21 protein-coding genes and 1 pseudogene are annotated in these 21,551 nt (G+C 60.2%); 6 read left to right on the top strand and 16 right to left on the bottom strand.

The genetic code is table 11. The features are described from left to right. From ACIOWA_RS23760 to ACIOWA_RS23745, 4 genes are all read right to left on the bottom strand, one after another. On the bottom strand, positions 1 to 128 hold a 128-nt coding region (locus ACIOWA_RS23760; RefSeq protein ID WP_401162230.1), incomplete at its 3' end, for a hypothetical protein. Positions 129 to 367: 239 nt separating this feature from the next. Beyond that, positions 368 to 1,606 carry a cytosine deaminase gene (gene codA, locus ACIOWA_RS23755; RefSeq protein ID WP_339465692.1) on the bottom strand — a complete coding sequence of 413 codons (1,239 nt, stop codon included), beginning with the start codon at positions 1,604 to 1,606 and terminating at the stop codon, positions 368 to 370. Positions 1,607 to 1,620: 14 nt separating this feature from the next. Next, positions 1,621 to 2,892 (bottom strand): cytosine permease, encoded by a 1,272-nt coding sequence (gene codB / locus ACIOWA_RS23750; RefSeq protein WP_339465691.1) that lies wholly within the window; start codon positions 2,890 to 2,892, stop codon positions 1,621 to 1,623. Positions 2,893 to 3,122: 230 nt separating this feature from the next. Further along, the gene (locus tag ACIOWA_RS23745) at positions 3,123 to 3,872 is read right to left on the bottom strand and encodes a substrate-binding periplasmic protein (RefSeq protein ID WP_401162228.1); all 750 of its coding nucleotides are present in this window, start codon (positions 3,870 to 3,872) and stop codon (positions 3,123 to 3,125) included. 146 nt (positions 3,873 to 4,018) lie between these two features. Here ACIOWA_RS23745 and dnaX point away from each other — a divergent pair, with 146 nt between their 5' ends. From dnaX to ACIOWA_RS23720, 5 genes are all read left to right on the top strand, one after another. Further along, entirely contained in the window at positions 4,019 to 6,094 is a 2,076-nt protein-coding gene (gene dnaX / locus ACIOWA_RS23740; protein WP_401162224.1) for a DNA polymerase III subunit gamma/tau, read from the top strand. Positions 6,095 to 6,161: 67 nt separating this feature from the next. Then, complete coding sequence (locus ACIOWA_RS23735) at positions 6,162 to 6,500, top strand: YbaB/EbfC family nucleoid-associated protein (RefSeq protein WP_008088817.1); 339 nt, start codon at positions 6,162 to 6,164, stop codon at positions 6,498 to 6,500. 262 nt (positions 6,501 to 6,762) lie between these two features. Further along, positions 6,763 to 7,797 (top strand): NADP-dependent oxidoreductase, encoded by a 1,035-nt coding sequence (locus ACIOWA_RS23730; protein ID WP_401162221.1) that lies wholly within the window; start codon positions 6,763 to 6,765, stop codon positions 7,795 to 7,797. A gap of 66 nt (positions 7,798 to 7,863) precedes the next feature. After that, the gene (recR, locus tag ACIOWA_RS23725; protein ID WP_339432583.1) at positions 7,864 to 8,466 is read left to right on the top strand and encodes a recombination mediator RecR; all 603 of its coding nucleotides are present in this window, start codon (positions 7,864 to 7,866) and stop codon (positions 8,464 to 8,466) included. Between the two features lie 193 nt (positions 8,467 to 8,659). Next, the gene (locus ACIOWA_RS23720) at positions 8,660 to 9,808 is read left to right on the top strand and encodes an acyl-CoA dehydrogenase family protein (RefSeq protein WP_339432582.1); all 1,149 of its coding nucleotides are present in this window, start codon (positions 8,660 to 8,662) and stop codon (positions 9,806 to 9,808) included. A 122-nt stretch (positions 9,809 to 9,930) separates the two neighbouring features. Here the strand turns inward: ACIOWA_RS23720 and ACIOWA_RS23715 are convergent, their stop codons facing one another. From ACIOWA_RS23715 to ACIOWA_RS23675, 9 genes are all read right to left on the bottom strand, one after another. Continuing rightward, positions 9,931 to 10,479, bottom strand: a complete 549-nt coding sequence (locus ACIOWA_RS23715; RefSeq protein ID WP_027921719.1) for an adenine phosphoribosyltransferase — start codon at positions 10,477 to 10,479, stop codon at positions 9,931 to 9,933. A 78-nt stretch (positions 10,480 to 10,557) separates the two neighbouring features. Continuing rightward, the gene (gene fnr / locus ACIOWA_RS23710; RefSeq protein ID WP_339432581.1) at positions 10,558 to 11,292 is read right to left on the bottom strand and encodes a fumarate/nitrate reduction transcriptional regulator Fnr; all 735 of its coding nucleotides are present in this window, start codon (positions 11,290 to 11,292) and stop codon (positions 10,558 to 10,560) included. A 181-nt stretch (positions 11,293 to 11,473) separates the two neighbouring features. Continuing rightward, positions 11,474 to 12,856: an oxygen-independent coproporphyrinogen III oxidase gene (hemN, locus tag ACIOWA_RS23705; RefSeq protein WP_339432580.1), complete on the bottom strand. Its 1,383-nt coding sequence runs from the start codon at positions 12,854 to 12,856 to the stop codon at positions 11,474 to 11,476. Between the two features lie 132 nt (positions 12,857 to 12,988). After that, the gene (locus ACIOWA_RS23700) at positions 12,989 to 13,672 is read right to left on the bottom strand and encodes a sulfite exporter TauE/SafE family protein (protein ID WP_401162218.1); all 684 of its coding nucleotides are present in this window, start codon (positions 13,670 to 13,672) and stop codon (positions 12,989 to 12,991) included. Beyond that, entirely contained in the window at positions 13,665 to 13,877 is a 213-nt protein-coding gene (gene ccoS / locus ACIOWA_RS23695; RefSeq protein ID WP_339432578.1) for a cbb3-type cytochrome oxidase assembly protein CcoS, read from the bottom strand. The genes ACIOWA_RS23700 and ccoS overlap by 8 nt, the downstream gene beginning before the upstream one ends. 22 nt (positions 13,878 to 13,899) lie before the next feature. Beyond that, complete coding sequence (locus ACIOWA_RS23690; protein WP_339432577.1) at positions 13,900 to 16,350, bottom strand: heavy metal translocating P-type ATPase; 2,451 nt, start codon at positions 16,348 to 16,350, stop codon at positions 13,900 to 13,902. Positions 16,351 to 16,474: 124 nt separating this feature from the next. After that, positions 16,475 to 17,014: a FixH family protein gene (locus ACIOWA_RS23685; RefSeq protein ID WP_339432576.1), complete on the bottom strand. Its 540-nt coding sequence runs from the start codon at positions 17,012 to 17,014 to the stop codon at positions 16,475 to 16,477. An 11-nt stretch (positions 17,015 to 17,025) separates the two neighbouring features. Further along, complete coding sequence (gene ccoG, locus ACIOWA_RS23680; protein WP_339432575.1) at positions 17,026 to 18,441, bottom strand: cytochrome c oxidase accessory protein CcoG; 1,416 nt, start codon at positions 18,439 to 18,441, stop codon at positions 17,026 to 17,028. Positions 18,442 to 18,697: 256 nt separating this feature from the next. Next, a complete protein-coding gene (locus tag ACIOWA_RS23675; protein WP_339432574.1) occupies positions 18,698 to 18,874 on the bottom strand; it encodes a hypothetical protein in 177 nt (58 codons plus the stop codon). 327 nt (positions 18,875 to 19,201) lie between these two features. Between ACIOWA_RS23675 and ACIOWA_RS23670 the strand changes: the two genes are divergently transcribed. Further along, positions 19,202 to 20,206: a metallophosphoesterase family protein gene (locus ACIOWA_RS23670; protein WP_401162226.1), complete on the top strand. Its 1,005-nt coding sequence runs from the start codon at positions 19,202 to 19,204 to the stop codon at positions 20,204 to 20,206. Between the two features lie 55 nt (positions 20,207 to 20,261). Here ACIOWA_RS23670 and ccoP read toward each other — a convergent pair whose 3' ends face one another. The 3 genes and pseudogenes from ccoP to ACIOWA_RS23655 all read right to left on the bottom strand — a co-directional run. Continuing rightward, a complete protein-coding gene (ccoP, locus tag ACIOWA_RS23665) occupies positions 20,262 to 21,245 on the bottom strand; it encodes a cytochrome-c oxidase, cbb3-type subunit III (RefSeq protein ID WP_401162214.1) in 984 nt (327 codons plus the stop codon). Then, positions 21,242 to 21,427 carry a cbb3-type cytochrome oxidase subunit 3 gene (locus ACIOWA_RS23660; RefSeq protein ID WP_401136155.1) on the bottom strand — a complete coding sequence of 62 codons (186 nt, stop codon included), beginning with the start codon at positions 21,425 to 21,427 and terminating at the stop codon, positions 21,242 to 21,244. The genes ccoP and ACIOWA_RS23660 overlap by 4 nt, the downstream gene beginning before the upstream one ends. Before the next feature lie 5 nt (positions 21,428 to 21,432). Next, positions 21,433 to 21,551 (bottom strand): annotated as a pseudogene (locus ACIOWA_RS23655) (cytochrome-c oxidase, cbb3-type subunit II); the annotation flags it as partial.

Below are 21,551 nucleotides of genomic sequence, written 5' to 3'. Positions count from 1 at the left end.
ACCAGTTCGAGGTCGAAACGATACGGCTGGCTGATGCCTTCGGTGCCGACAAACGACAGCACTTGCAGGTCGCCCACGTAGTCTTCGACCTTGAGACTGAAGTGGGTTTCGTTGGCCAGGTTGAACATCTCAGACTCCTTGAGACAGCGCCGGTAATCCGTGGGCGTAGTGCATCTGTGTAGGGGGACGCAGATGGGAGCTGGATGTTAAACGTAAAAAGTTGCGCAAAAAGTTGCGCACATACGGTGAGGGCCCCGGTCTATGGGGGCTCCGGGAAAGTAATGCGAAATATTTCTTGGCGATGTGCCATCAGCTAGCCCAGCACAGAGCATGCTTTGCTGGGCAGTCGAGGGCATTTTTCAGCCGCTCAGGCGCTGAATTCCACCACCGGCATCTGCCGCTTCATCAATACCTTGGCGCCGCGAATCGAATACAGCGGCAGACCCTGGCTACGAATCACTTCGTAATCACTGTCCGCCGAAAGGATCAACAGGTTCGCCGGGCGCCCTGGTTCCAGGCCATAACGCTCGCCCAGGTGCATGGCTTTGGCGCTGTTGTCCGTCACCAGATCCAGCGCACTTTGCAGGTTGCGGTAACCGAGCATGTGGCAGATGTGCAGCCCCGCTTCAAGCACGCGCAGGATGTTGCCGTTGCCCAGTGGGTACCACGGATCGACGATCGAGTCCTGGCCGAAGCACACGTTCATGCCGGCCTCCAGCAACTCGTTGACGCGGGTCACGCCCCGGCGTTTGGGGAAGTTGTCGAAACGGCCTTGCAGGTGAATGCTTTCGGTCGGGCACGAAACAAAACTGATCCCGGAATGGCCGAGCAGGCGGAACAGTTTGGCGCAGTAGGCGTTGTCGTAGGAACCCATCGCGGTGGTGTGGCTGGCGGTGACGAGGGCGCCCATGTCACGGCTGCGCGCTTCTTCGGCAAGCACTTCGAGAAAGCGTGAGTGCGGGTCGTCGGTTTCGTCGCAGTGCACGTCGACCAGACAACCGGTGCGCTCGGCCAGGTCCATCAGAAACTTCACCGAACTGACGCCCTGATCGCGGGTGTATTCAAAATGTGGAATCCCGCCGACCACGTCCGCGCCCATGCGGATGGCTTCTTCCATCAACTCGCGACCGTTGCGGAATGACTCGATGCCTTCCTGCGGGAACGCGACGATTTGCAGGTCGATGAGGTGCCGGTTCTCTTCGCGCACTTCGAGCATGGCCTTGAGTGCAGTGAGTTGCGGGTCGGTGACGTCGACGTGGGTGCGTACGTGTTGAATGCCGTGGGCGGCCAGTGCCTCAATGGTTTTCTTGGCGCGGGTCTTGGTGTCTTCTTCGGTGATGGTGACCTTGCGCTCGCCCCAGCACTCGATGCCTTCGAACAGCGTGCCGCTCATGTTCCAGCGCGGCTCGCCAGCGGTGAGGGTGGCGTCGAGGTGAATGTGCGGCTCGACGAAGGGCGGCACCACCAGGTTGCCGCCGGCGTCGAGGTCGTCGGGTCCCAGGGACGGCGCTTCGGTCTGGGGGGCGATGCTGCGGATCAACCCGTCTTCGAGTTGCAGTTGGTGCAAACCTTCCTTGTGGCGCAATCGGGCGTTGATGATGTGCATCAGGCGAATCCTTTTTATAGGTCTTGTAGTGGCGCGCTGGCGCGGCGGGCGCCGAGCAGGCCGGTGACGATGACATACGTTAGCGCGGCAGCGGCAATGCCGACCAGCGGCGCGACCCATGGCGAACTGAACGCGGCCACGGTGCCGACGGCGTAAGCCCAAAGCCCCGGCCAGTTGAAGGCTGGCAGTTGTGCGTCGACCAGCCGTGGATAGCGCCCGCGCCAACGGTAGAAAAAGTCAGCCATGATCACCCCGCCAATCGGCGGGATCACCGTGCCGAGCAGAATCAGATAGGGCACCAGCATGTCGTACATGCCCAGCAGGGCGAGCAGGGTGCCGATCACCGCGCCGGCGAGGGTCACGGTCTTGCGCCGCCCGGTGCGCAGCAGGTTGCAACCGGCGACGGCGAAGTTGTAGATGGTGTTGTCCTGGGTGCTCCAGATGTTGAGCAACAGCATCGCCATCGCCGCCATGGCGAAGCCTTGCAGCAGCAAGACTTCAACCACATCCGGCTGCTGATAGACGATGGCGCCGTAGGCCCCGATCAGCACCATCAGGCCGTTGCCGATGAAGAACCCGATCAGGCTGGCCAGTACGGCGACTTTTGCCGAGCGTGAGAAGCGTGTCCAGTTGGTCGCCTGTGTTGCGCCGCTGACGAAGGTGCCGAACACCAGCGTGATCGCCGTCGACCAGTCCATCGAGCCGCTCGGGACGATGCTGAGCAACCCCTCGAAACCACCGACCTTCACCGTCGCCACCCACATCGACAGCAACAGCAGCAACATCATCGCCGGCACGGCGATGCAGGAGAGAATTTCCAGTCCGCGATAGCCCACATATGCCGTGGCGCAGAACATCAGGCCGAACAGCACCATCAAACCCAGCACCGTGCCTTGATCAAGATCGAAATATTTGCCAATCACCACCGCCGCCGTCGCGGTGCCCCAGGCGTACCAGCCGATCTGGGTGAAGCCGAGGATCAGGTCGCTGAGTTTGCTGCCGACTTCGCCGAAGCAGAACCGGCCCATCAGCACCGAGTTGAGGCCACTCTTGAAGGCGATGTAACCCAGGCCCGCCGCGTAGAGGCCCAGCAGCAAGTTGCCGACGATGATCACCGCCATCATCTCGCTAAAACTGAACGCCACGCCGAGCTTGCCACCGGCAAACATGGTGGCAGTGAAAAACGTGAAGCCCAGTAACACGATCGCCGTCGAGGCCAGGCCTTTGCGCGCGTGCATGGGGACTTCGCTGAGGGGGTAATCGTTGCCGGCATCGTTCTGCGTCATGGGGTGGTCCTTGCTGAAAAGGGGAAGACGCGGGAGGGTTGCAGTGCTCGTGCCAAATGCGGGTGGGCGCGATTATGTATAGACGAGTCGCGAGGAATGGCACGAAAGCGGTGCAGTTGAACGCACCGAGGCACAATCTGGGAGCTGTCGAGGGCGGCGGGTTTTCCGATGCACAGCGCGAAGGTTTGAGCCCGAAAAGTCCAGGCATGGAAAAGAGCGGTGGTGGCTGTTTAGTGGTGAACTTCAGAGTTGCCGGTATAGAGCCGGATAATCTGATCAATCTCCCCCGACATTTTCATCCTCAGCAACGTGCGTAAAACGCGCTGCACTGGCACCTTTGGGTCATTCCTGACATAGCAGCCCACGCTCTGCTCCTGCAGTATCGCGACACCTTGCAGTTGCTTTTCAGGCGTCAGGCGTTGGTTGAACCAGTCCAGCGTCCACTGATTGCTCACGGCATAGCGGTAACGCCCGGCCAGCAGTTTTTCCAGTACCTGTTCCTGATTTCGGGCGTCTTCGCGATGCAGTCGATCAGCATCGAACAGGTTTTGCAGGGTCGGGTAGGTGTAACCGAGCACGGTGCCGATGGATTGGCGTGGCAGTCGGTTAGTGTCGACGCGGGCAGGCTGATCCTGGCGGCTGATCAGCAAATCACGCTGAAAAAACAACGGAATGCTCCAGATGTAATCCCCGGACTGATTCGGCAGCCAGGATTGTGCGGCAAAGCAGCGCACGTCGACTCCGCCGTGTTCCATGGTGCTTTGTACGCGAGTCCGGGGCAGAACGTGGAATTCTGCCGGCACGCCGACCTGAGTCGCGAGGCTGAGCATCATGTCGTACAGAATGCCTTGGGTCGGACGACCGCGTTCAAGTTGCACCATCGGCATGGCCCAGCTATCCGGCACGGCGAAGCGCAGTGGTGTTTGCGCTGCCGTCACGCTCAAACTGATTCCCAGCAGTGCCCCCAAGGCCCAACGCATAAACGCTCCGGTCATTTCCCGATCCCGAGCCGATAAAAGACTCCGCTCATGCAGCTTAGCCACATTAGACGAGGACACCGGATGCAATTTTGCCCTTGCTCCGCTAGCATTAGCCGCTTCAGCTTCCTTCGTTGCGACGGTTTTCGATGAGTTATCAGGTTCTTGCACGTAAATGGCGTCCGCGCTCGTTCCGCGAAATGGTCGGCCAGACCCATGTGCTCAAGGCTCTGATCAATGCCTTGGACAGCCAGCGGCTGCACCATGCGTACCTGTTCACCGGTACACGCGGGGTGGGTAAAACCACGATTGCGCGGATCATTGCCAAATGCCTGAACTGTGAGACAGGTATCACTTCCAGCCCCTGCGGCGAGTGTTCGGTGTGTCGTGAAATCGACGAAGGCCGTTTTGTCGACCTGATCGAGATCGACGCCGCGAGCCGCACCAAGGTCGAAGACACTCGCGAGTTGCTCGATAATGTGCAGTACGCGCCGAGCCGTGGGCGCTTCAAGGTCTACCTGATCGACGAAGTGCACATGCTCTCCAGCCATTCCTTCAATGCGCTGCTGAAAACCCTCGAAGAGCCGCCGCCGTACGTCAAATTCATCCTGGCGACGACTGATCCGCAGAAACTTCCGGCAACGATTTTGTCGCGTTGCCTGCAGTTCTCTTTGAAAAACATGACGCCAGAGCGTGTGGTCGAGCATTTGACCCACGTCCTCAGTGCCGAAAACGTGCCGTTCGAAGACGATGCCTTGTGGCTGCTGGGTCGCGCCGCTGACGGGTCGATGCGAGACGCCATGAGCCTGACCGATCAGGCCATTGCTTTTGGTGAAGGCAAGGTTCTGGCCTCCGACGTGCGAGCGATGCTCGGCACACTGGACCATGGTCAGGTCTATGACGTCTTGCATTCGCTGATCGAAGGTGACGCCAAGGCGTTGCTCGAAGCTGTGCGTCACCTGGCCGAGCAAGGCCCGGACTGGAATGGTGTGCTCTCGGAAATTCTCAACGTGCTGCACCGCGTCGCCATCGCCCAGGCGCTGCCCGAAGGTGTCGACAACGGTCATGGCGACCGTGATCGCGTGTTGGCATTGGCTCAGGCCTTGCCGGCCGAAGACGTGCAGTTCTATTACCAGATGGGCCTGATCGGCCGTCGCGATTTGCCGCTGGCGCCTGATCCGCGCGGTGGCTTTGAAATGGTGTTGTTGCGGATGCTGGCCTTCCGGCCCGCCGACACAGTGGACGCCCCGAGGCAACCGCTAAAGCCAGTGGGGATCAGCCAGGCCACAGTTGATTCCGCAAACGCCGTGGCTGCCGCGCCTGAAGCTGCGCCGGTGGTCGCTGCAGCTATTGCGCCGGCTCCAGCGCCGGCTCCCGAGCCATCGCCGGTGATTGCTCCTGAGCCGGAACCAGAACCAGATCCTGTGCCCGAGCCTGAGCCAGTCGTCGTCGATGCCGTCGTCGACTTGCCCTGGAACGATCCGGTAGAACCCGAACCCGAACCGGCCCAGCAGCCGGCGGTCGACCCCGTGCTGGAAACCGCTGCCGAGCAGCCTGATCTGCCGCCGATGCCGTTGCCCACCCCGGACAGCGTTGTACCGGACGCGCCGGAGTGGGCCGCCGCACCGATTCCCGAGCCGTCGGTCGCCGACGTCGATGCCGCCACGCGGGGCATGGACACGGATGACGAGCCGCCGCTGGACGAGGACTACATCGAGCCGGACATGGATTCGGCATACAGCTATCTCGACGAACTGGCGAGCGAGCATGCCGCAGAACCGGCCCCGGAACCCGAGCCGGAGCCCGCAGCGATGCCGGCCACCGGTCTGGCGTTGCAATGGCTGGAACTGTTCCCGAAACTGCCGATCTCCGGCATGACGGGCAGCATCGCCGCCAACTGCACGCTGATCGCGGTTGATGGCGATCAGTGGCTGATGCACCTGGACCCGGCTCACAGCGCTTTGTTCAACGCCACTCAACAGCGTCGTCTCAACGATGCGTTGAACCAGTTCCACGGTCGCACGCTGAGCCTGACCATCGAACTGATCAAGCCCGAGCAGGAAACCCCGGCCCAGGCCGCGTCCCGTCGCCGTGCCAACCGTCAGCGCGAAGCGGAGGAGTCGATCCACGGCGATCCGTTCATCCAGCAGATGGTTCAGCAGTTCGGCGCAGTGGTGCGACACGATACTATTGAACCCGTCGACGCCTTGGTCGCCCAAGGCTAATAACTGAAGGCGCTCGTTCTCCAAGGCCGGGCGCTGTTTTGATCCAAGTACTTTTGAGGTGATTCCCATGATGAAAGGTGGCATGGCCGGCCTGATGAAGCAGGCGCAGCAGATGCAGGAAAAAATGGCCAAGATGCAGGAAGAACTGGCCAACGCCGAAGTCACCGGCAAGGCCGGCGGCGATATGGTCACCGTGGTGATGACCGGTCGTCACGACGTCAAAAGCGTGAGCATCGACCCAAGCCTGGTTGAAGGCCTGAGCGAAGACGACAAAGAGATGCTGGAAGCCGTGGTGGCTGCCGCCGTCAATGACGCCGTGCGCAAGATCGAAGCCAGCAGCCAGGAAAAAATGGGCGGCATGACCGCCGGCATGAACCTGCCAGCGGGCATGAAACTGCCATTCTGATTCGCCATTGCGCGACAGATGAGCTACACAAAGTGCCAGGCATTGCGCCTGGCATTTTTGTTTCTGGCTGATTTTTTTGCATTGGCAGCGCTGACGCCTTCGCGAGCAGGCTCGCACACATTTGAAATGCGTTAACCCTGTGGGAGCGGGCTTGCTCGCGAAGAAGTCGACTCGGTCGGTCCGAATAAACATCGAACCCATCACCGCCACCCACGGTCTGCTCCCTATACCGCCGAATTCATCATTCACAGGAGACGCTGACATGTCCGACCCTCTCACCCTCAATCAACGTGTCGTCCTGGCCTCACGCCCGGTCGGTGCGCCGACCCCGGAAAATTTTCGCCTTGAGCGCGAAGCCTTGCCAGAGCTTGAAGACGGGCAGGTGTTGCTGAAAACCCTGTACCTGTCGCTTGATCCGTACATGCGCGGGCGCATGAGCGACGCTCCGTCCTACGCCGCGCCGGTGGAAATCGGTGAAGTGATGACCGGTGGTGCGGTCAGCCGAGTCGAACGCTCGACCCACCCCAAATTCCACACCGGTGATCTGGTCGTTGGCGCGACCGGTTGGCAGAGTCACAGCATCAGCGACGGGCGCAATATCATTCCGATTCCGGCAGGGTTGCCGAGCCCCTCAATGGCCCTCGGTGTGCTGGGTATGCCGGGGTTGACCGCGTACATGGGCCTGATGGATATCGGTCAGCCAAAGGCTGGGGAGACGCTGGTGGTCGCGGCGGCGTCCGGGGCGGTCGGCTCAGTGGTCGGCCAAGTGGCGAAGATCAAAGGCCTGCGCGCGGTCGGTGTGGCTGGCGGCGTCGAAAAGTGCAAATACGTGGTGGAGGTGCTGGGATTCGACGCCTGCGTCGATCACAAGGCTGCGGATTTCGCCGAGCAACTGGCGAAGGCCTGTCCCGATGGTATCGATGTCTATTACGAGAATGTCGGCGGTCATGTGTTCGAGGCCGTGGTGCCATTGCTCAATCCCAAGGCGCGCATTCCGCTGTGTGGTCTGATCGCGGGCTACAACGCCCATGAAGCCCCGCAAGGCCCGGATCGCCTGCCGATGCTGCAACGCACCCTGTTGACCAAGCGTGTGCGGATTCAGGGCTTTATCGTGTTCGATGACTACGGTGATCGTCAGCCGGAATTCATCAGCCACATGGTGCCGTGGGTGCGTGAGGGCAAGGTGAAATTCCGCGAGGACGTGGTCGAGGGCCTGGAGCAGGCGCCCGATGCGTTTATCGGGCTGCTGGAGGGGCGCAACTTCGGCAAACTGGTGGTGCGGGTCGCCCAGGACTGAGTATTTGACGCTGGCCAGAGGCGCGGGTATAAACCGCGTCTCGTTGTTTTGTCGGACTTTTTACCCATGAGCTTCAGCCCTTTGATTCGCCAACTGATCGATTCCCTGCGCGTTCTGCCGGGTGTGGGTCAGAAAACCGCCCAGCGCATGGCGTTGCAGTTGCTCGAGCGTGACCGCAGCGGCGGTCTGCGTCTGGCTCAATCCCTGAGTCAGGCCATGGAAGGGGTCGGTCACTGCCGTCAGTGCCGCACGCTGACCGAAGACGATCTGTGCCCGCAATGCGCCGATACGCGCCGCGATGACACGCTGTTGTGCGTGGTGGAAGGGCCGATGGATGTCTATGCGGTCGAGCAGACCGGGTTCCGTGGGCGTTACTTTGTGCTCAAAGGTCACCTGTCGCCGCTGGACGGCCTCGGGCCTGAGGCCATCGGTATTCCGCAGTTGATGGCGCGGATCGAAGAGGCGGGCACTTTTGCCGAGGTGATCCTGGCCACCAACCCGACGGTGGAAGGTGAAGCGACGGCGCATTACATTGCGCAGTTGCTGAACAATAAAGGCTTGATCGCCTCGCGGATTGCCCACGGTGTACCGCTGGGGGGTGAGCTGGAGCTGGTGGATGGCGGTACCCTTGCACACTCGTTTGCCGGGCGTAAGCCGATCTCTCTCTGATAGTTGTGTTGCCTGATCTGACGCCTTCGCGAGCAAGCCCGCTGCCACAATGGTTTTGTATACGCTACAAATCCCATGTGGCAGCGGGCTTGCTCGCCAATGGCGCGCCTCGGTCTGTCTGAATCAAACAATCCTGTTGAAAACCAAGCAAGCGCTCGGTTAACGTCGGTCAACCCTTCAGTGGAGTTTGCCGATGCCCGCCTTCCAGGAATACTTCGACCCCAGCCACCAATTGGTTCGCGACAGCGTCAGACGTTTCGTCGAGCGTGAGATCCTGCCGGACATCAATGAGTGGGAAGAAGCCGAAAGCTTCCCCCGTGAGTTGTATCTGAAGGCCGGTGCAGCGGGGATCCTTGGTATCGGCTACCCCGAAGCACTGGGTGGCAGCCATGAAGGCGATGTGTTCGCCAAGGTTGCCGCCAGTGAGGAATTGATGCGCTGCGGTGCTGGCGGCTTGGTGGCGGGGCTGGGCTCGCTCGATATCGGCCTGCCGCCGATCGTCAAATGGGCGCGTCCCCACGTGCGCGATCGCGTAGTGCCGCCGGTGCTCCGTGGCGAGAAAATCAGTGCGCTGGCCGTTACCGAGCCCGGCGGCGGCTCTGACGTTGCCAACCTGCAAACCCGCGCCGTGCGTGACGGTGATTTCTACCGGGTCAGCGGCAGTAAAACCTTTATCACCAGTGGCGTGCGCGCCGATTTCTATACCGTCGCGGTTCGCACCGGCGCGCCGGGTTTTGCTGGCATCAGCCTGTTGCTGATCGAGAAGCAAACGCCCGGATTCACCGTCGGCCGCCAGTTGAAGAAAATGGGCTGGTGGGCGTCGGACACGGCGGAGTTGTTCTTCGACGATTGCCGGGTGCCTGTCGACAACTTGATCGGTGCCGAGAACATGGGCTTCGCCTGCATCATGGGCAACTTCCAGAGCGAGCGGCTGGCGTTGGCGCTGATGGCCAACATGACTTCACAGTTGGCGCTGGAAGAGAGCCTGAAGTGGGCACGCGAGCGTGAGGCATTCGGCAAACCGATCGGCAAATTCCAGGTGATCAAGCACCGGCTCGCCGAGATGGCGACGGCGCTGGAAGTGTCGCGGGAGTTCACCTATCGGCAAGCGGCGAAAATGGCGGCGGGGCAGAGTGTCATCAAGGAGATTTCCATGGCGAAGAACTTTGCCACGGACACCTCGGACCGAATCACCACCGAAGCGGTGCAGATTCTCGGCGGGCTGGGTTACATGCGCGAGAGTCTGGTGGAGCGGCTGTATCGGGATAACCGCATCCTGTCGATTGGCGGCGGGACGCGGGAGGTGATGAACGAGATCATCAGCAAGCAGATGGGGCTTTGAAGGGTAGCTGAGGCTACTGCCTCTGCGCGGGCAAGCCAGTTCCCGGTGTACACAAGATTTGTGAACGACCGAAATCACTGTGGGAGCGGGCCTGCCCGCGAAGGCATCAGTACAGGCGCTACTTACTTATCGGTCAGGGCAAACTGCGTCAGGCAGAATGTCGGGATCCCCATGTCTTCCAGACGCTGCGAACCACCGAGCTCCGGCAGATCAATGATCGCCGCCGCCTCATGCACCCGAGCGCCCATCCGGCGAATCAGATTGGCCGCGGCAATCAGCGTTCCGCCGGTGGCAATCAAATCATCAAACATCACCACCGAATCGCCCTCACACAGGCTGTCGGCGTGCACTTCAAGGAACGCTTCACCGTACTCGGTCGCGTAACCCTCGGCCAGCACGTCCGCCGGCAGTTTGCCTTGCTTGCGGAACAGCACCAGCGGCTTGTTCAACTGATAGGCCAATACCGAACCGATCAAAAAACCACGGGCATCCATCGCGCCGATGTGGGTGAAGTCGGCTTCGACATAGCGGTGAGCGAAGCTGTCCATCACCAGGCGCAGGGCCGTTGGCGACTGGAAGAGCGGGGTGATGTCACGAAAGATCACGCCCGGTTTCGGGAAGTCGATCACGGGGCGGATCAGGGATTTGATGTCGAAGGAGTCGAAGACCATCGTCGAAGTGTCCTGGCAGGGCTGCAAACGGCGCAGTATACCCGCGGCTGAAACGCTTCGCTCAACCGCGGATCGAGATCAGCCCTCGAGCGAGCCACCCGCCAGCGCACACAGCTGAATCGGGTCGAGGATATGAATTTCTTTGCCCTCGGCGGCAATCAGTTCGTTTTGCTGGAAGCGGGTGAACACCCGGGACACGGTTTCTACCGCCAGCCCCAGGTAGTTGCCGATTTCATTGCGCGACATGCTCAAGCGGAACTGGTTGGCCGAGAAACCGCGAGCGCGGAAGCGGGCGGACAGGTTGACCAGGAAGGTCGCAATACGCTCGTCGGCAGTCTTCTTCGACAGCAGCAACATCATTTGCTGGTCGTCGCGAATTTCGCGGCTCATCACGCGCATCAACTGGCGGCGCAGTTGCGGCAATTGCAGGGCCAGTTCGTCGAGGCGTTCGAAAGGGATTTCGCAGACCGAGGTGGTTTCCAGGGCCTGGGCGGAAACCGGGTGTTTTTCGGTGTCCATGCCGGACAGGCCGACCAGTTCGCTGGGCAGGTGGAAGCCGGTGAGTTGCTCTTCGCCGGTATCGCTCAGGCTGAAAGTCTTCAGGGCGCCGGAGCGTACTGCATAAACGGAATCGAACGTGTCGCCCTGGCGGAACAGGAACTCACCCTTTTTCAACGGGCGGCCGCGTTTAACGATGTCGTCCAGCGCATCCATGTCTTCCAGATTCAGAGAAAGTGGCAGGCACAGAGGGGCCAGGCTGCAATCCTTGCAATGAGCCTGGGTGTGAGCGCGCAGTTTAACTGGCTCGGACATTTCTTTAATCCTTGTGGGAAAACACACATAAGCCGTAAGGGTAACTCACGGGAGGACATTCAGGCCAGCTTGTGAAGAGATTGCCCTGCGGGCATAAAGCCGCAGGGCACGCGACAGTCGAGGTGCTATCGAGTGAATCCTGAACCATCGGTTTCAAAGCGTCTGCGTAAGCAATATCAGTTCAGATCACCCGGGAAAAACGCTGGCGGTTCTGCTGTTCAAGGTAGGCGTCAAATACCATGCACACCGAGCGCACCAACAGCCGTCCGGCCGGTAGAACCTCAATACGCTCGCGACCAAGCGTGATCAGGCCATCGTTGGCCATGCCTTGCAGTTGCGGCCACAGCGCGCCGAAATACCCCTGAAAATCGATGTTGAACTGCTGCTCGATCTCGGCGAATTCCAGGCTGAAATTGCAGATCAGTTGCTGAATCACTGCGCGTCGCAGCCGATCATCGGCGTTGCACACCAGGCCCCGACTGGTCGCCAATTGCGCGGCGGCGAGGGTGTTTTGGTATTCGTTGAGATCACTGCTGTTCTGGCAATACAGATCGCCGATCTGGCTGATGGCCGATACGCCCAGGCCAATCAAGTCGCAATGACCGTGGGTGGTGTAGCCCTGGAAGTTGCGTTGCAGGGTTTGTTCTTCCTGAGCGACCGCCAGTTCATCGTCGGGCAGGGCGAAGTGGTCCATGCCGATGTAGCGGTAACCGGCGGCGGTCAGTTGCTCGATGGTGCGCTGGAGCATGTGCAGTTTTTGCGTCGGGGTCGGCAGTTCATTGCTGTTGATCCGCCGCTGCGGCATGAAGCGTTCCGGCAGGTGTGCGTAGTTGAATACCGAGAGTCGATCCGGCTGCAGGCTGATGACTTCCTCGACCGTGCGGGCGAAGTTGTCGGGGGTCTGTTTGGGCAGGCCATAAATCAGGTCAATATTGATCGAGCGAAATTGCAGCGTGCGCGCCGCGTCGATCACGGCGCGGGTTTCTTCCAGGCTTTGCAGGCGATTGACCGCCCGCTGTACCGCCGGATCAAGGTCTTGCAGGCCAATGCTGACCCGGTTGAACCCCAGCTCACGCAGCAAGCCCATGGTCGACCAGTCGGCTTCACGCGGATCGATTTCGATGCCGTAATCGCCGGAGTCGTCATCCAGCAGATTGAAGTGTTTGCGCAGATGCGCCATCAGTTGGCGCAGTTCGTCGTGGCTGAGAAAGGTCGGGGTACCGCCGCCGAAGTGCAACTGCTCGACTTTCTGCGCCGGGTCGAGGTGGCAGGCGATCAGCTGGATTTCCTGCTCCAGGCGTTGCAGGTAAGGCAGTGCTCGGCCACGATCCTTGGTGATCACCTTGTTGCAGGCGCAGTAGTAGCAAATGTTCGCGCAGAACGGCACATGCACATACAACGACAAGGGGCGTAGCGCCTTGCGGCTGTCGCGCAGGGCGTGGAACAGGTCGAAGGTGCCGACCTGACTGTTGAATTGCACGGCCGTCGGGTACGAGGTGTAGCGCGGCCCCGCCAAGTCGTAGCGGCGGATCAGATCTGTGTCCCAACGAATGGCGTCGAGCATGCGGGCATTCCCCCGGGTAGGCTGGCAGTGTTGGCGAGTCTAGGGGAGGGCGCGCGCAGGCATGTTGATTTGCATCAACGGGGAGATATGTGTGGCGGGTGCGGGCTTACCCGCGAAGGTTGCGCCGCCGACTCAATGCCCCATCAACCAGTGTTGATGAGGGCCGGGCAGGGTCCAGATGCCGAACAGCATCACTAAAACCCCGCCGGTCATGCGTACGCTGCGTTTGCGCAACAACGCTGTGACGCGCTCGGCGGCGAGGCCGGTTGCGAGCAGCATCGGCCAGGTACCCAGCCCGAATGCGAGCATCAACAAGGCACTGTCCAGCGCATTGCCCTGGCTCGCCGACCACAACAGCGTGCTGTAAACCAGTCCGCAGGGCAGCCAGCCCCATAGCGCACCGAGCAATAAGGCGCGGGGCAGGCTCGACACCGGTAGCAAGCGGTTGGCTACCGGTTGAATGTAGCGCCACAAGCCGCGACCGAGGCTTTCGATGCGGGTCAGTCCGCTCCACCAGCCGGCCAGATACAAGCCCATGGCAATCAACAGCAAACCGGCCAGCACGCGCATGAACAGCGCGGCCGGGCTGTTCGCCACTGCCCAACCGGCGAGGCCGATCAGCAATCCGGCGGTGGCGTAACTGAGGATTCGACCCAGGTTGTAGGCCAGCAGCAGACGAAAGCGTCGGCTGCGTTGCTCCTTGGGGATTGCCAGCGTCAGCGCGCCCATCAAACCGCCGCACATTCCCAGGCAATGGCCGCCACCGAGCAAGCCGAGGATCAGCGCCGACACCAGCAGGGGCGCCAATTCAAGCATGGGGTGGCGCCTTGTCGTCCGGTTTGGTTGCGTTGGCTTCGTCCACCGCAGCGGTGTGGTTGGGGTCCTGATCGTCGAACAGAATGCTGTGGGCCGGACCGTCGAGGTCGTCGTACTGACCGCTGTCCACTGCCCAGAAGAAAATGTACACGGCGATGGCCACGATCAGCAGTGCGGCCGGGATCATCACGTAGAGAGCTGGCATCTGTACTCCATGCCCTTGCGGCTCAGGCCGGCAGCGGGCGGGTTTCTGACGCGGTGCGGGCGGCCGGCGCGCTCGGCAGGCGAGTCAGGCGCAGGGCATTGAGCACCACGGTCAACGAACTGATCGACATGCCGACCGCGGCCCACACCGGGGTGATCCAGCCGAGGGCGGCGAACGGCAACATGAAGCCATTGTACAGCGCCGCCCACAGCAGGTTCTCGATGATTACCCGGCGGGTGCGTCGCGCCAGCGTGAAGGCTTGCACCAGGGCGTCGAGCCGATTGGACAGCAACACGGCATCGGCGCTGGTTTTCGCCAGGTCAGTGGCCGAGCCCATGGCCACGCTGATGTCGGCAGCCGCCAGCACTGGCACATCGTTGACGCCGTCACCGAGCATCAAGACTTTGCGACCTTCCCGGTGCAACTGGTGCAGCACTTGCAGTTTGTCGTCCGGGCGCAGACCGCCACGGGCCTCTTCGATGCCCAGTTCTGCGGCAACACTTGCGACCATCGGCGAACTGTCGCCGGACAACAGCAATGTGCGCCAGCCACGCGCCTTGCAGGCGGCGAGCAGGGCCGGTGCATCGTCGCGCAAACGGTCATCGAGGACGAACCAGGCCAGCGGCCGCTGCGTGTCGCCGAGCAGCAGCCATTGCCCGGGTTCATTCGGCATTGCAGGCGCAGTGGCGCCGCTAAGGGCGCAGACAAATTCCGCCTGACCGATGCGCAAGCGTTGTTCGCCGACCAAGCCTTCGAGACCAAGCCCTGGCGTGCTGTGGACCTCTTCGGCCGCCAGCGGCGCACGGCCGAACGCGCGGGCAATCGGGTGTTCCGAACGGTTCTCCAACGCAGCGGCGAGGCTCAGGCATTGATCGCTGTCCAGTGCGCCCAGTGGGCGAATCGAGCGCAATACCAGTCGGCCTTCGGTGAGGGTGCCGGTCTTGTCGAAAATCACCGTGTCGATCTGGTTCAGGCCTTCCAGCACATGGCCGCGGGTCAGCAGCAAGCCGAGTTTGTGCAACGTTCCGGTGGCGGCGGTGAGGGCGGTCGGTGTTGCCAGTGATAGCGCACAGGGGCAGGTCGCCACCAGCATCGCGAGGACGATCCAGAACGCGCGTGACGAATCCAGCTCCCACCACAGCAGGCCAATGGCGGCAGCGGCGATCAGCGACAACAGCAAGAACCATTGCGCGGCGCGGTCGGCGATTTCCGCCAGTCGTGGTTTTTCGGTCTGGGCGCGGTCGAGCAAACGGACGATGGCCGACAGTCGCGTGTCCTGTCCTAGCGCGAGCACTTGCACGGTTAACGCACCCTCAACGTTCAGGGTGCCCGCTGTAACGGCATCGCCCGGCGTGCGCGGTTGTGGCAGGTATTCGCCGGTCAACAGTGATTCGTCGATGCTCGACTGGCCATCGAGGATCTTGCCGTCCGCCGGCAGGGTCGAGCCCGGTGGTACCAGCACGTGATCGCCCAGGCGCAGCTCGCTGAGCAGGATGCGCTCGCTCTGGCCGGCCTCATCAAGGCGCAGGCACGAGGCGGGCAACAGGTTGACCAACTGTGCGGTCGCAGCGGCGGTTCGCTCCCGCGCGCGACGCTCCAGATAGCGCCCGGCGAGCAGAAACAGCGCAAACATGCCGACCGCATCGAAATACAACTCGCCGACGCCGGTGATCGCCGTCCAGATCCCGGCCATGTAGGCGCTGCCGATCGCTAGCGACACCGAAACATCCATGGTCAGGTGGCGCGTTCGCAAGTCACGCATCGCGCCCTTGAAGAACGGCGCGCAACTGTAGAACACGATCGGCGTGGTCAGAAACAGCGCGACCCAGCGCAGTATGGTGTGCAGTTCGGGGCTCAGGTCGATGTTGAATTCCGGCCAGGTCGCCATGGTTGCCATCATCGCCTGGAACCATAGCAGCCCGGCCACGCCCAATTGGCGCAGGGCGAGGCGGTTTTCGCTGGCTATTTGTTCGCTGGCACGGTCGGCCTGATACGGGTGGGCGGCGTAACCGATGTGGCGCAGTTCGGCGAGCAATCGGCTCAGCGGCAATTGCCCATCCGCCCAGCGAACGTGAAGTCGATGGTTGGACAGATTCAGTCGGGCTTCGGCGACCGCCCCAAGCGTGCGCAGATGTTTCTCGATCAGCCAGCCGCAGGCGGCGCAACTGATGCCTTCCATCAGCAGCGTGGTTTCGGCCAGTTCGCCTTCGTGGCGGACAAAAGGTTGCTGGACATCGGCGCGGTCGTACAGCGCCAGCTCATCGACCAATTGCACCGGCAGCGCTTCGGGGTTGGCCGAGGCTTCGCTGCGGTGCTGGTAGTAGCTTTGCAGGCCACCGGCAACGATGGCTTCGGCCACAGCCTGACAGCCCGGGCAGCAGAACTCACGGGGTTCCCCGAGTACAACGGCGGTGAAGCGACTGCCGGACGGAACGGGCAGGGCGCAGTGGTAGCAGGGGATTGGGGTGGTCATCAGGTTTTCATTAATGCGGCGTAATCGATGTCGTCCGGTCGGGCCTCTTCGCGAGCAAGCCCGCTCCCACGGTATGTGGATACTGGATATCCACCGTGGGAGCGGGTTTGCGCGAAGCGCGGCGTTACTTCTTCAGGTCTTCGGCGCCCTGGAGCGGTTCGTCACCGAGCAGCAGGTCCGTGTCATGGCTGACCCGCTCTTCTTCGAACATGCGCCAGATGTGATCATCCTGCGATCCCAGCAATTCGACAAACCGGCGGCCGTCGACCTTGTCGCTCAACTGGCCGATGTAGCGGCCCGCTTCAGTTTCGCTGCGGGTCAGGACGATCTTGCGATCCTTCTCCGGTTGGGTCGGCGAGATGAGGTTCAGCTCAAGTGTCCTGGGCTGGCTGTCGCCGCTCAAGCGCACTTCGACTTCACCGGTCAGATCATCCAGATGCACAGCGGCGCGCATCTTCAGGTGCTGTGCGAGCAGTTCGCGATCCAGTGAGCGGTTGATGCCTTTGCCTGCCTCGTAGTAGTTGTCGTTGACCAGGTTGTCCGGGTTGTTCACCGCGATGGTCACCATGGACAGGGTCAGCGTCACCGAACAGGCCAGAATCGCGATGATGATCCATGGCCAGAGGTGCTTGTACCAGGGACTTGCGGCGTTTGCTGCGGGCATGTTCAGTTCTCTTAACGGATTTGTGGGCCGATGAATCGGCTCTTGGCTTCAACGTGGACGCTGTTGTCATCAGCATCCTTGAGGATGAATTTGACCTCGTTGGTGCTCGACGGCAGTTGTTCCGGTGCGCTCGACAGCTCGACCGGCATGCTGAAAATATCCCCGGCCGCGACCTTGATTTCACGTTTGCCTTGCAGGCGCAGATCCGGCAGGCCAGCGGCTTCCAGCACGTAGGTGTGGTCGCGCTGATCCTTGTTCATGATCTTCAGGCTGTAGACGTTTTCTATCCGGCCTTCGGCGTTCTCGCGATACAGCACGCGGTCTTTGCTGACATCGAAACCGACCAGTGAACGCATGACGAACGCAGTCACCAACAGGCTGATCATCGCCAGCAACACCACGGCATAGCCGATCAGGCGTGGCCGCAGTTTATGGGTTTTCTGGCCCGACAGGTTGTGTTCGGTGGTGTAGCTGATCAGGCCGCGCGGGTAGTCCATCTTGTCCATGATGCTGTCGCAGGCGTCGATACATGCGGCGCAGCCGATGCATTCGATTTGCAGGCCGTCGCGGATGTCGATACCGGTCGGGCAGACCTGAACGCACATGGTGCAGTCGATGCAGTCGCCCAGGCCCTGAGCCTTGTAGTCGGCGCCTTTTTTGCGCGGGCCACGGCTTTCGCCACGACGCGGATCGTAGGAAACGATCAGTGTGTCCTTGTCGAACATCACGCTCTGGAAGCGAGCGTACGGGCACATGTAGATGCACACCTGTTCGCGCAGCCAGCCGGCGTTGCCGTAGGTGGCGAGGGTGAAGAAGCCGACCCAGAAGTACGACCAGCCATCGGCTTGTCCGGTGAAAAACTCGAAGACCAGTTCGCGGATCGGCGAAAAGTAACCCACGAAGGTCATGCCTGTGACGAAACCGATCAGCAGCCAAAGCGAGTGTTTGGCGAGTTTGCGCAGGAGTTTGTTGCCGCTCATCGGCGCCTTGTCGAGCTTGATGCGCTGGTTGCGGTCGCCTTCGGTGACCTTTTCGCACCACATGAAAATCCACGTCCACACGCTTTGCGGACAGGTGTAGCCGCACCAGACTCGGCCGGCATACACGGTGATGAAGAACAGGCCGAACGCGGCAATGATCAGCAGGCCTGAAAGGAGAATGAAGTCCTGTGGCCAGAAGGTGGCGCCGAAGATGAAGAACTTGCGCTCCGGCAGGTTCCACCACACGGCCTGATGGCCACCCCAGTTCAGCCACACCGTGCCGAAATACAGCAGGAACAGGGCGGCACCGCCCATCATCCGCAGATTGCGGAACAAACCGGTAAAAGCACGGGTGTAGATTTTTTCTCGTGAGGCGTAAAGATCAACGCTGTTGTTCGCGTTTTTGCTCGGTGGCGTGACGTCGTGTACCGGAATCTGGTTGCTCATCATTGCATCCCACGGCAGTGGAAAAATGCCTCGGTCGATACGTGCCGGCCGGGGTCGGAAAGGGCGTTGCAGTGGCGCAATGATACGCCTGTCACGCCGTCTAACGGGTGCGACCTTTGGTCGCGTTGGGGGCGGGCTGTAAATGGTGTAGCAGATGTAACAAGTCCTGATCCAGATCAATTGACTATAGACGATGCATGAGAATCGCTCGGGCGAGTGAGTCCCATGCATCGTCTCGGCAGGCAATCCGCAGGCATCAGTCCAGCCTGCCGCCGCCGAGACTTTCAAGCCCGCCGTCTTTGGGTTTTTTCACCTCATGGCCAGCGGTGGCGTCGCCGCTGGCATCGGGGAGCGGAGTGTCGGGTTTGATACCCGGGTCGGCAAAAGTGAAATCTTCGTGGGATTGCACACAATCAACATCGGATTCTCGCATGGCTTTCTTCCTTGATATGCAGCGGTATAGGGGGTGGTCTGACGAACCATCGGCAGACGGAAAGAAAAGTTACAGACCGATGAAGATTGAGTCTATTGAGCATTTGCCTCAAATCGTGAACGCTTTCTGATTGCAAGTTTCGCAAGCCCCTGCGGCTGATCGTTGATTGCTTTTTAGTTGTTAGTCCTGGTTGTTTTTTAGAAGCTTGGAAACAAGAGTGATTAATTAATCAGGTTTGTGTATTTGAGATTTTATTGTCTTTCGAATAAGTTGGTGGCTGGCGACATGAGGTCGTCAGCATAAGTTATTGAATGGAAGTTAAATATGATGACGGGTAGTAAAGTTGCGGCTTTTATTCTGGGTGTGTGTTTGTTGTTGTCGGTAGTCTCGGCTTATTCTGTGGAGCCTGCGCCTAAATATATGGTGTTTGCATCGGATACGCAGTATCCCTGGACAGACAAGACAGACAGTGGGGCGCCTGAATCTGATGAGGCGTTTACAAAGCGTTCGAAGTGGCTGGTGGAAACTCAGTTGGCAAGTATTGCCGATTTTCGAAATGCTCAGGGTGGGCAGGCGAAAGTGCCATTGATGATCAACGGAGATATCACCGCTTTCGGTCATGACTGGCAGCGCTCCTATATGAAAGAGGTGCTGGCTAAGTACTTCGGTGGTGAGTATCTGTATGGTTTGGGTAATCATGACTATGAAAACAATGTGGATGATTGTTTCAGTAACAGCTGTGCGGCGGGCAGTATTGTTGAATTCAGAAAACATCATGAAAACAGGGTGGATAACTTTGATGTGAGGTCCGCGCAAGGTTTTTGGGGTAATACGTATTCAGGAAGTCTCGCTTATTCAAAGACCATCGGTGACGTCCACATGGTTCAACTCAACAATGAGCCGACGTACACGACCCGGATTGCTCATTTCCTGAACCCGACGACGTTCGAGATCAATAGTGCACTGGACTGGCTTGAGGTTGACCTGCGTCTGGCGAGAGCTCAGGGGTACGCCATTATCATAAATATGCACAAACCGTTGAAGATGAAGGGCGACAGTGCGCAGCAAAAACGCTTTCGCGACATGATCGTCAAGTATCAGGTCACAGCAATATTCGCCGGTCATTTACACCGGGACGGCGGTGACTCTTACTGGGTGGGAGATGTGCCGATGTATCTGAGTGGCGCCACGTCTCAACAGACCTACTTGATCACCCGTTTTACCGAGGATCGCAAGCAGTTGCAGATTTATCTGGTGAAGGACAATCAATGGCAGGAGCGCACGCTCATCGACACGGCGGCGGTGAAATCAATCTGGGCCAGCCGTCCATGAAAAAGGCCCGGCCAATTGTCATTGGCCGGGCCTTCCTTTGCATCAAGCGTGGGCCTTACTGCGCCTCGGCTTCCGGCATTTTTTCACCGTGGGACAGGCTGTAAACGTAAGCCGCCAGCAGGTGAACCTTGTCGTTGCCTTGCAGTTGTTCCTGCGCCGGCATCTGGCCCTGACGGCCGTAACGGATGGTCTGTTGGAGTTGCGCGAAGCTCGAGCCGTAGATGAACGCGCCCGGGTGGGTCAGGTTAGGCGCGCCCATGGCCGGGGTGCCTTTGCCTTCCGGGCCGTGGCAAGCCACGCAGTTGACGGCGAACAGTTTCTGGCCGTTGACCGGGTCAGCCTTGGCGTCTTGCGGCAGCTTGCGGCCATCGAGTTGCGTCACCACATAGGCTGCCACGTCGGCAACGCCTTGCTCGCCGATCACTTCGGCCCAGGCCGGCATCACCGCGTGACGACCGCCCATGATGGTGGTCTTGATGGTTTCCGGCTCGCCGCCCCAGCGCCAGTCGGCGTCGGTGAGGTTCGGGAAACCGTAAGCGCCTTTGGCGTCGGAACCGTGGCAAACCGAGCAGTTGGAGGCGAACAGGCGGCCGCCCATCTTCAGGGCTTGCGGATCCTTGGCGACTTCTTCGATCGGCATGGCAGCAAACTTGGCGAAGATCGGACCGAACTTGGCGTCCGAGCGAGCCATTTCCTTTTCCCACTCGTGGACGCCGGTCCAGCCGGTCTGGCCGTTGGCGAACGCGGTCTGCTTGTCGTTATCGAGGTAGTTATAGCCTGGCAGCAGGCCTTTCCAGTTACCCAGACCCGGATACAGCACCAGGTAACCCAAGGCAAAAATGATGGTGCCCACGAACAGCATGAACCACCATTTCGGCAGTGGGTTGTCGTACTCCTCGATCCCGTCGAAGGAGTGCCCGACCGTCTCGTCCGTCTGTTCGCTGCGCTGACCCCTGCGGGTCGACAGCAGCAGCCAGGTCAGGGAAAAGATCGTACCGAGACTGAGGACTGTGACGTACAGACTCCAGAATGTAGTCATTCTTTGTTTCTCCTTGAAGCTTGCTCGACGTGCTTGATGGCTTCGGGATCATCCGCAAAAGGCAGCAATGTCGCGTCTTCAAACTCCGACTTGCGCTTGGGGCTGAATACCCACAAGGCCAGACCGATGAAGGCCACCATCACGACAACGGTGCCCAGGCCACGAATCATCCCGATATCCATCCAATTCACCGTTTGCTTTTGATGATGGTGCCCAGGCCTTGCAGATAGGCCACCAGCGCGTCCATTTCGGTTTTGCCCTTCACGGCATCTTTTGCACCGGCGATGTCTTCGTCGGTGTAAGGGA

It is taken from the genome of Pseudomonas sp. NPDC087614 (assembly GCF_044743485.1).
In the GTDB taxonomy this organism is placed as follows: domain Bacteria; phylum Pseudomonadota; class Gammaproteobacteria; order Pseudomonadales; family Pseudomonadaceae; genus Aquipseudomonas; species Aquipseudomonas baetica_A.
The sequence above is the reverse complement of the archived record's forward strand: the minus strand, read 5'-3'. Positions and strand labels throughout refer to the sequence as shown.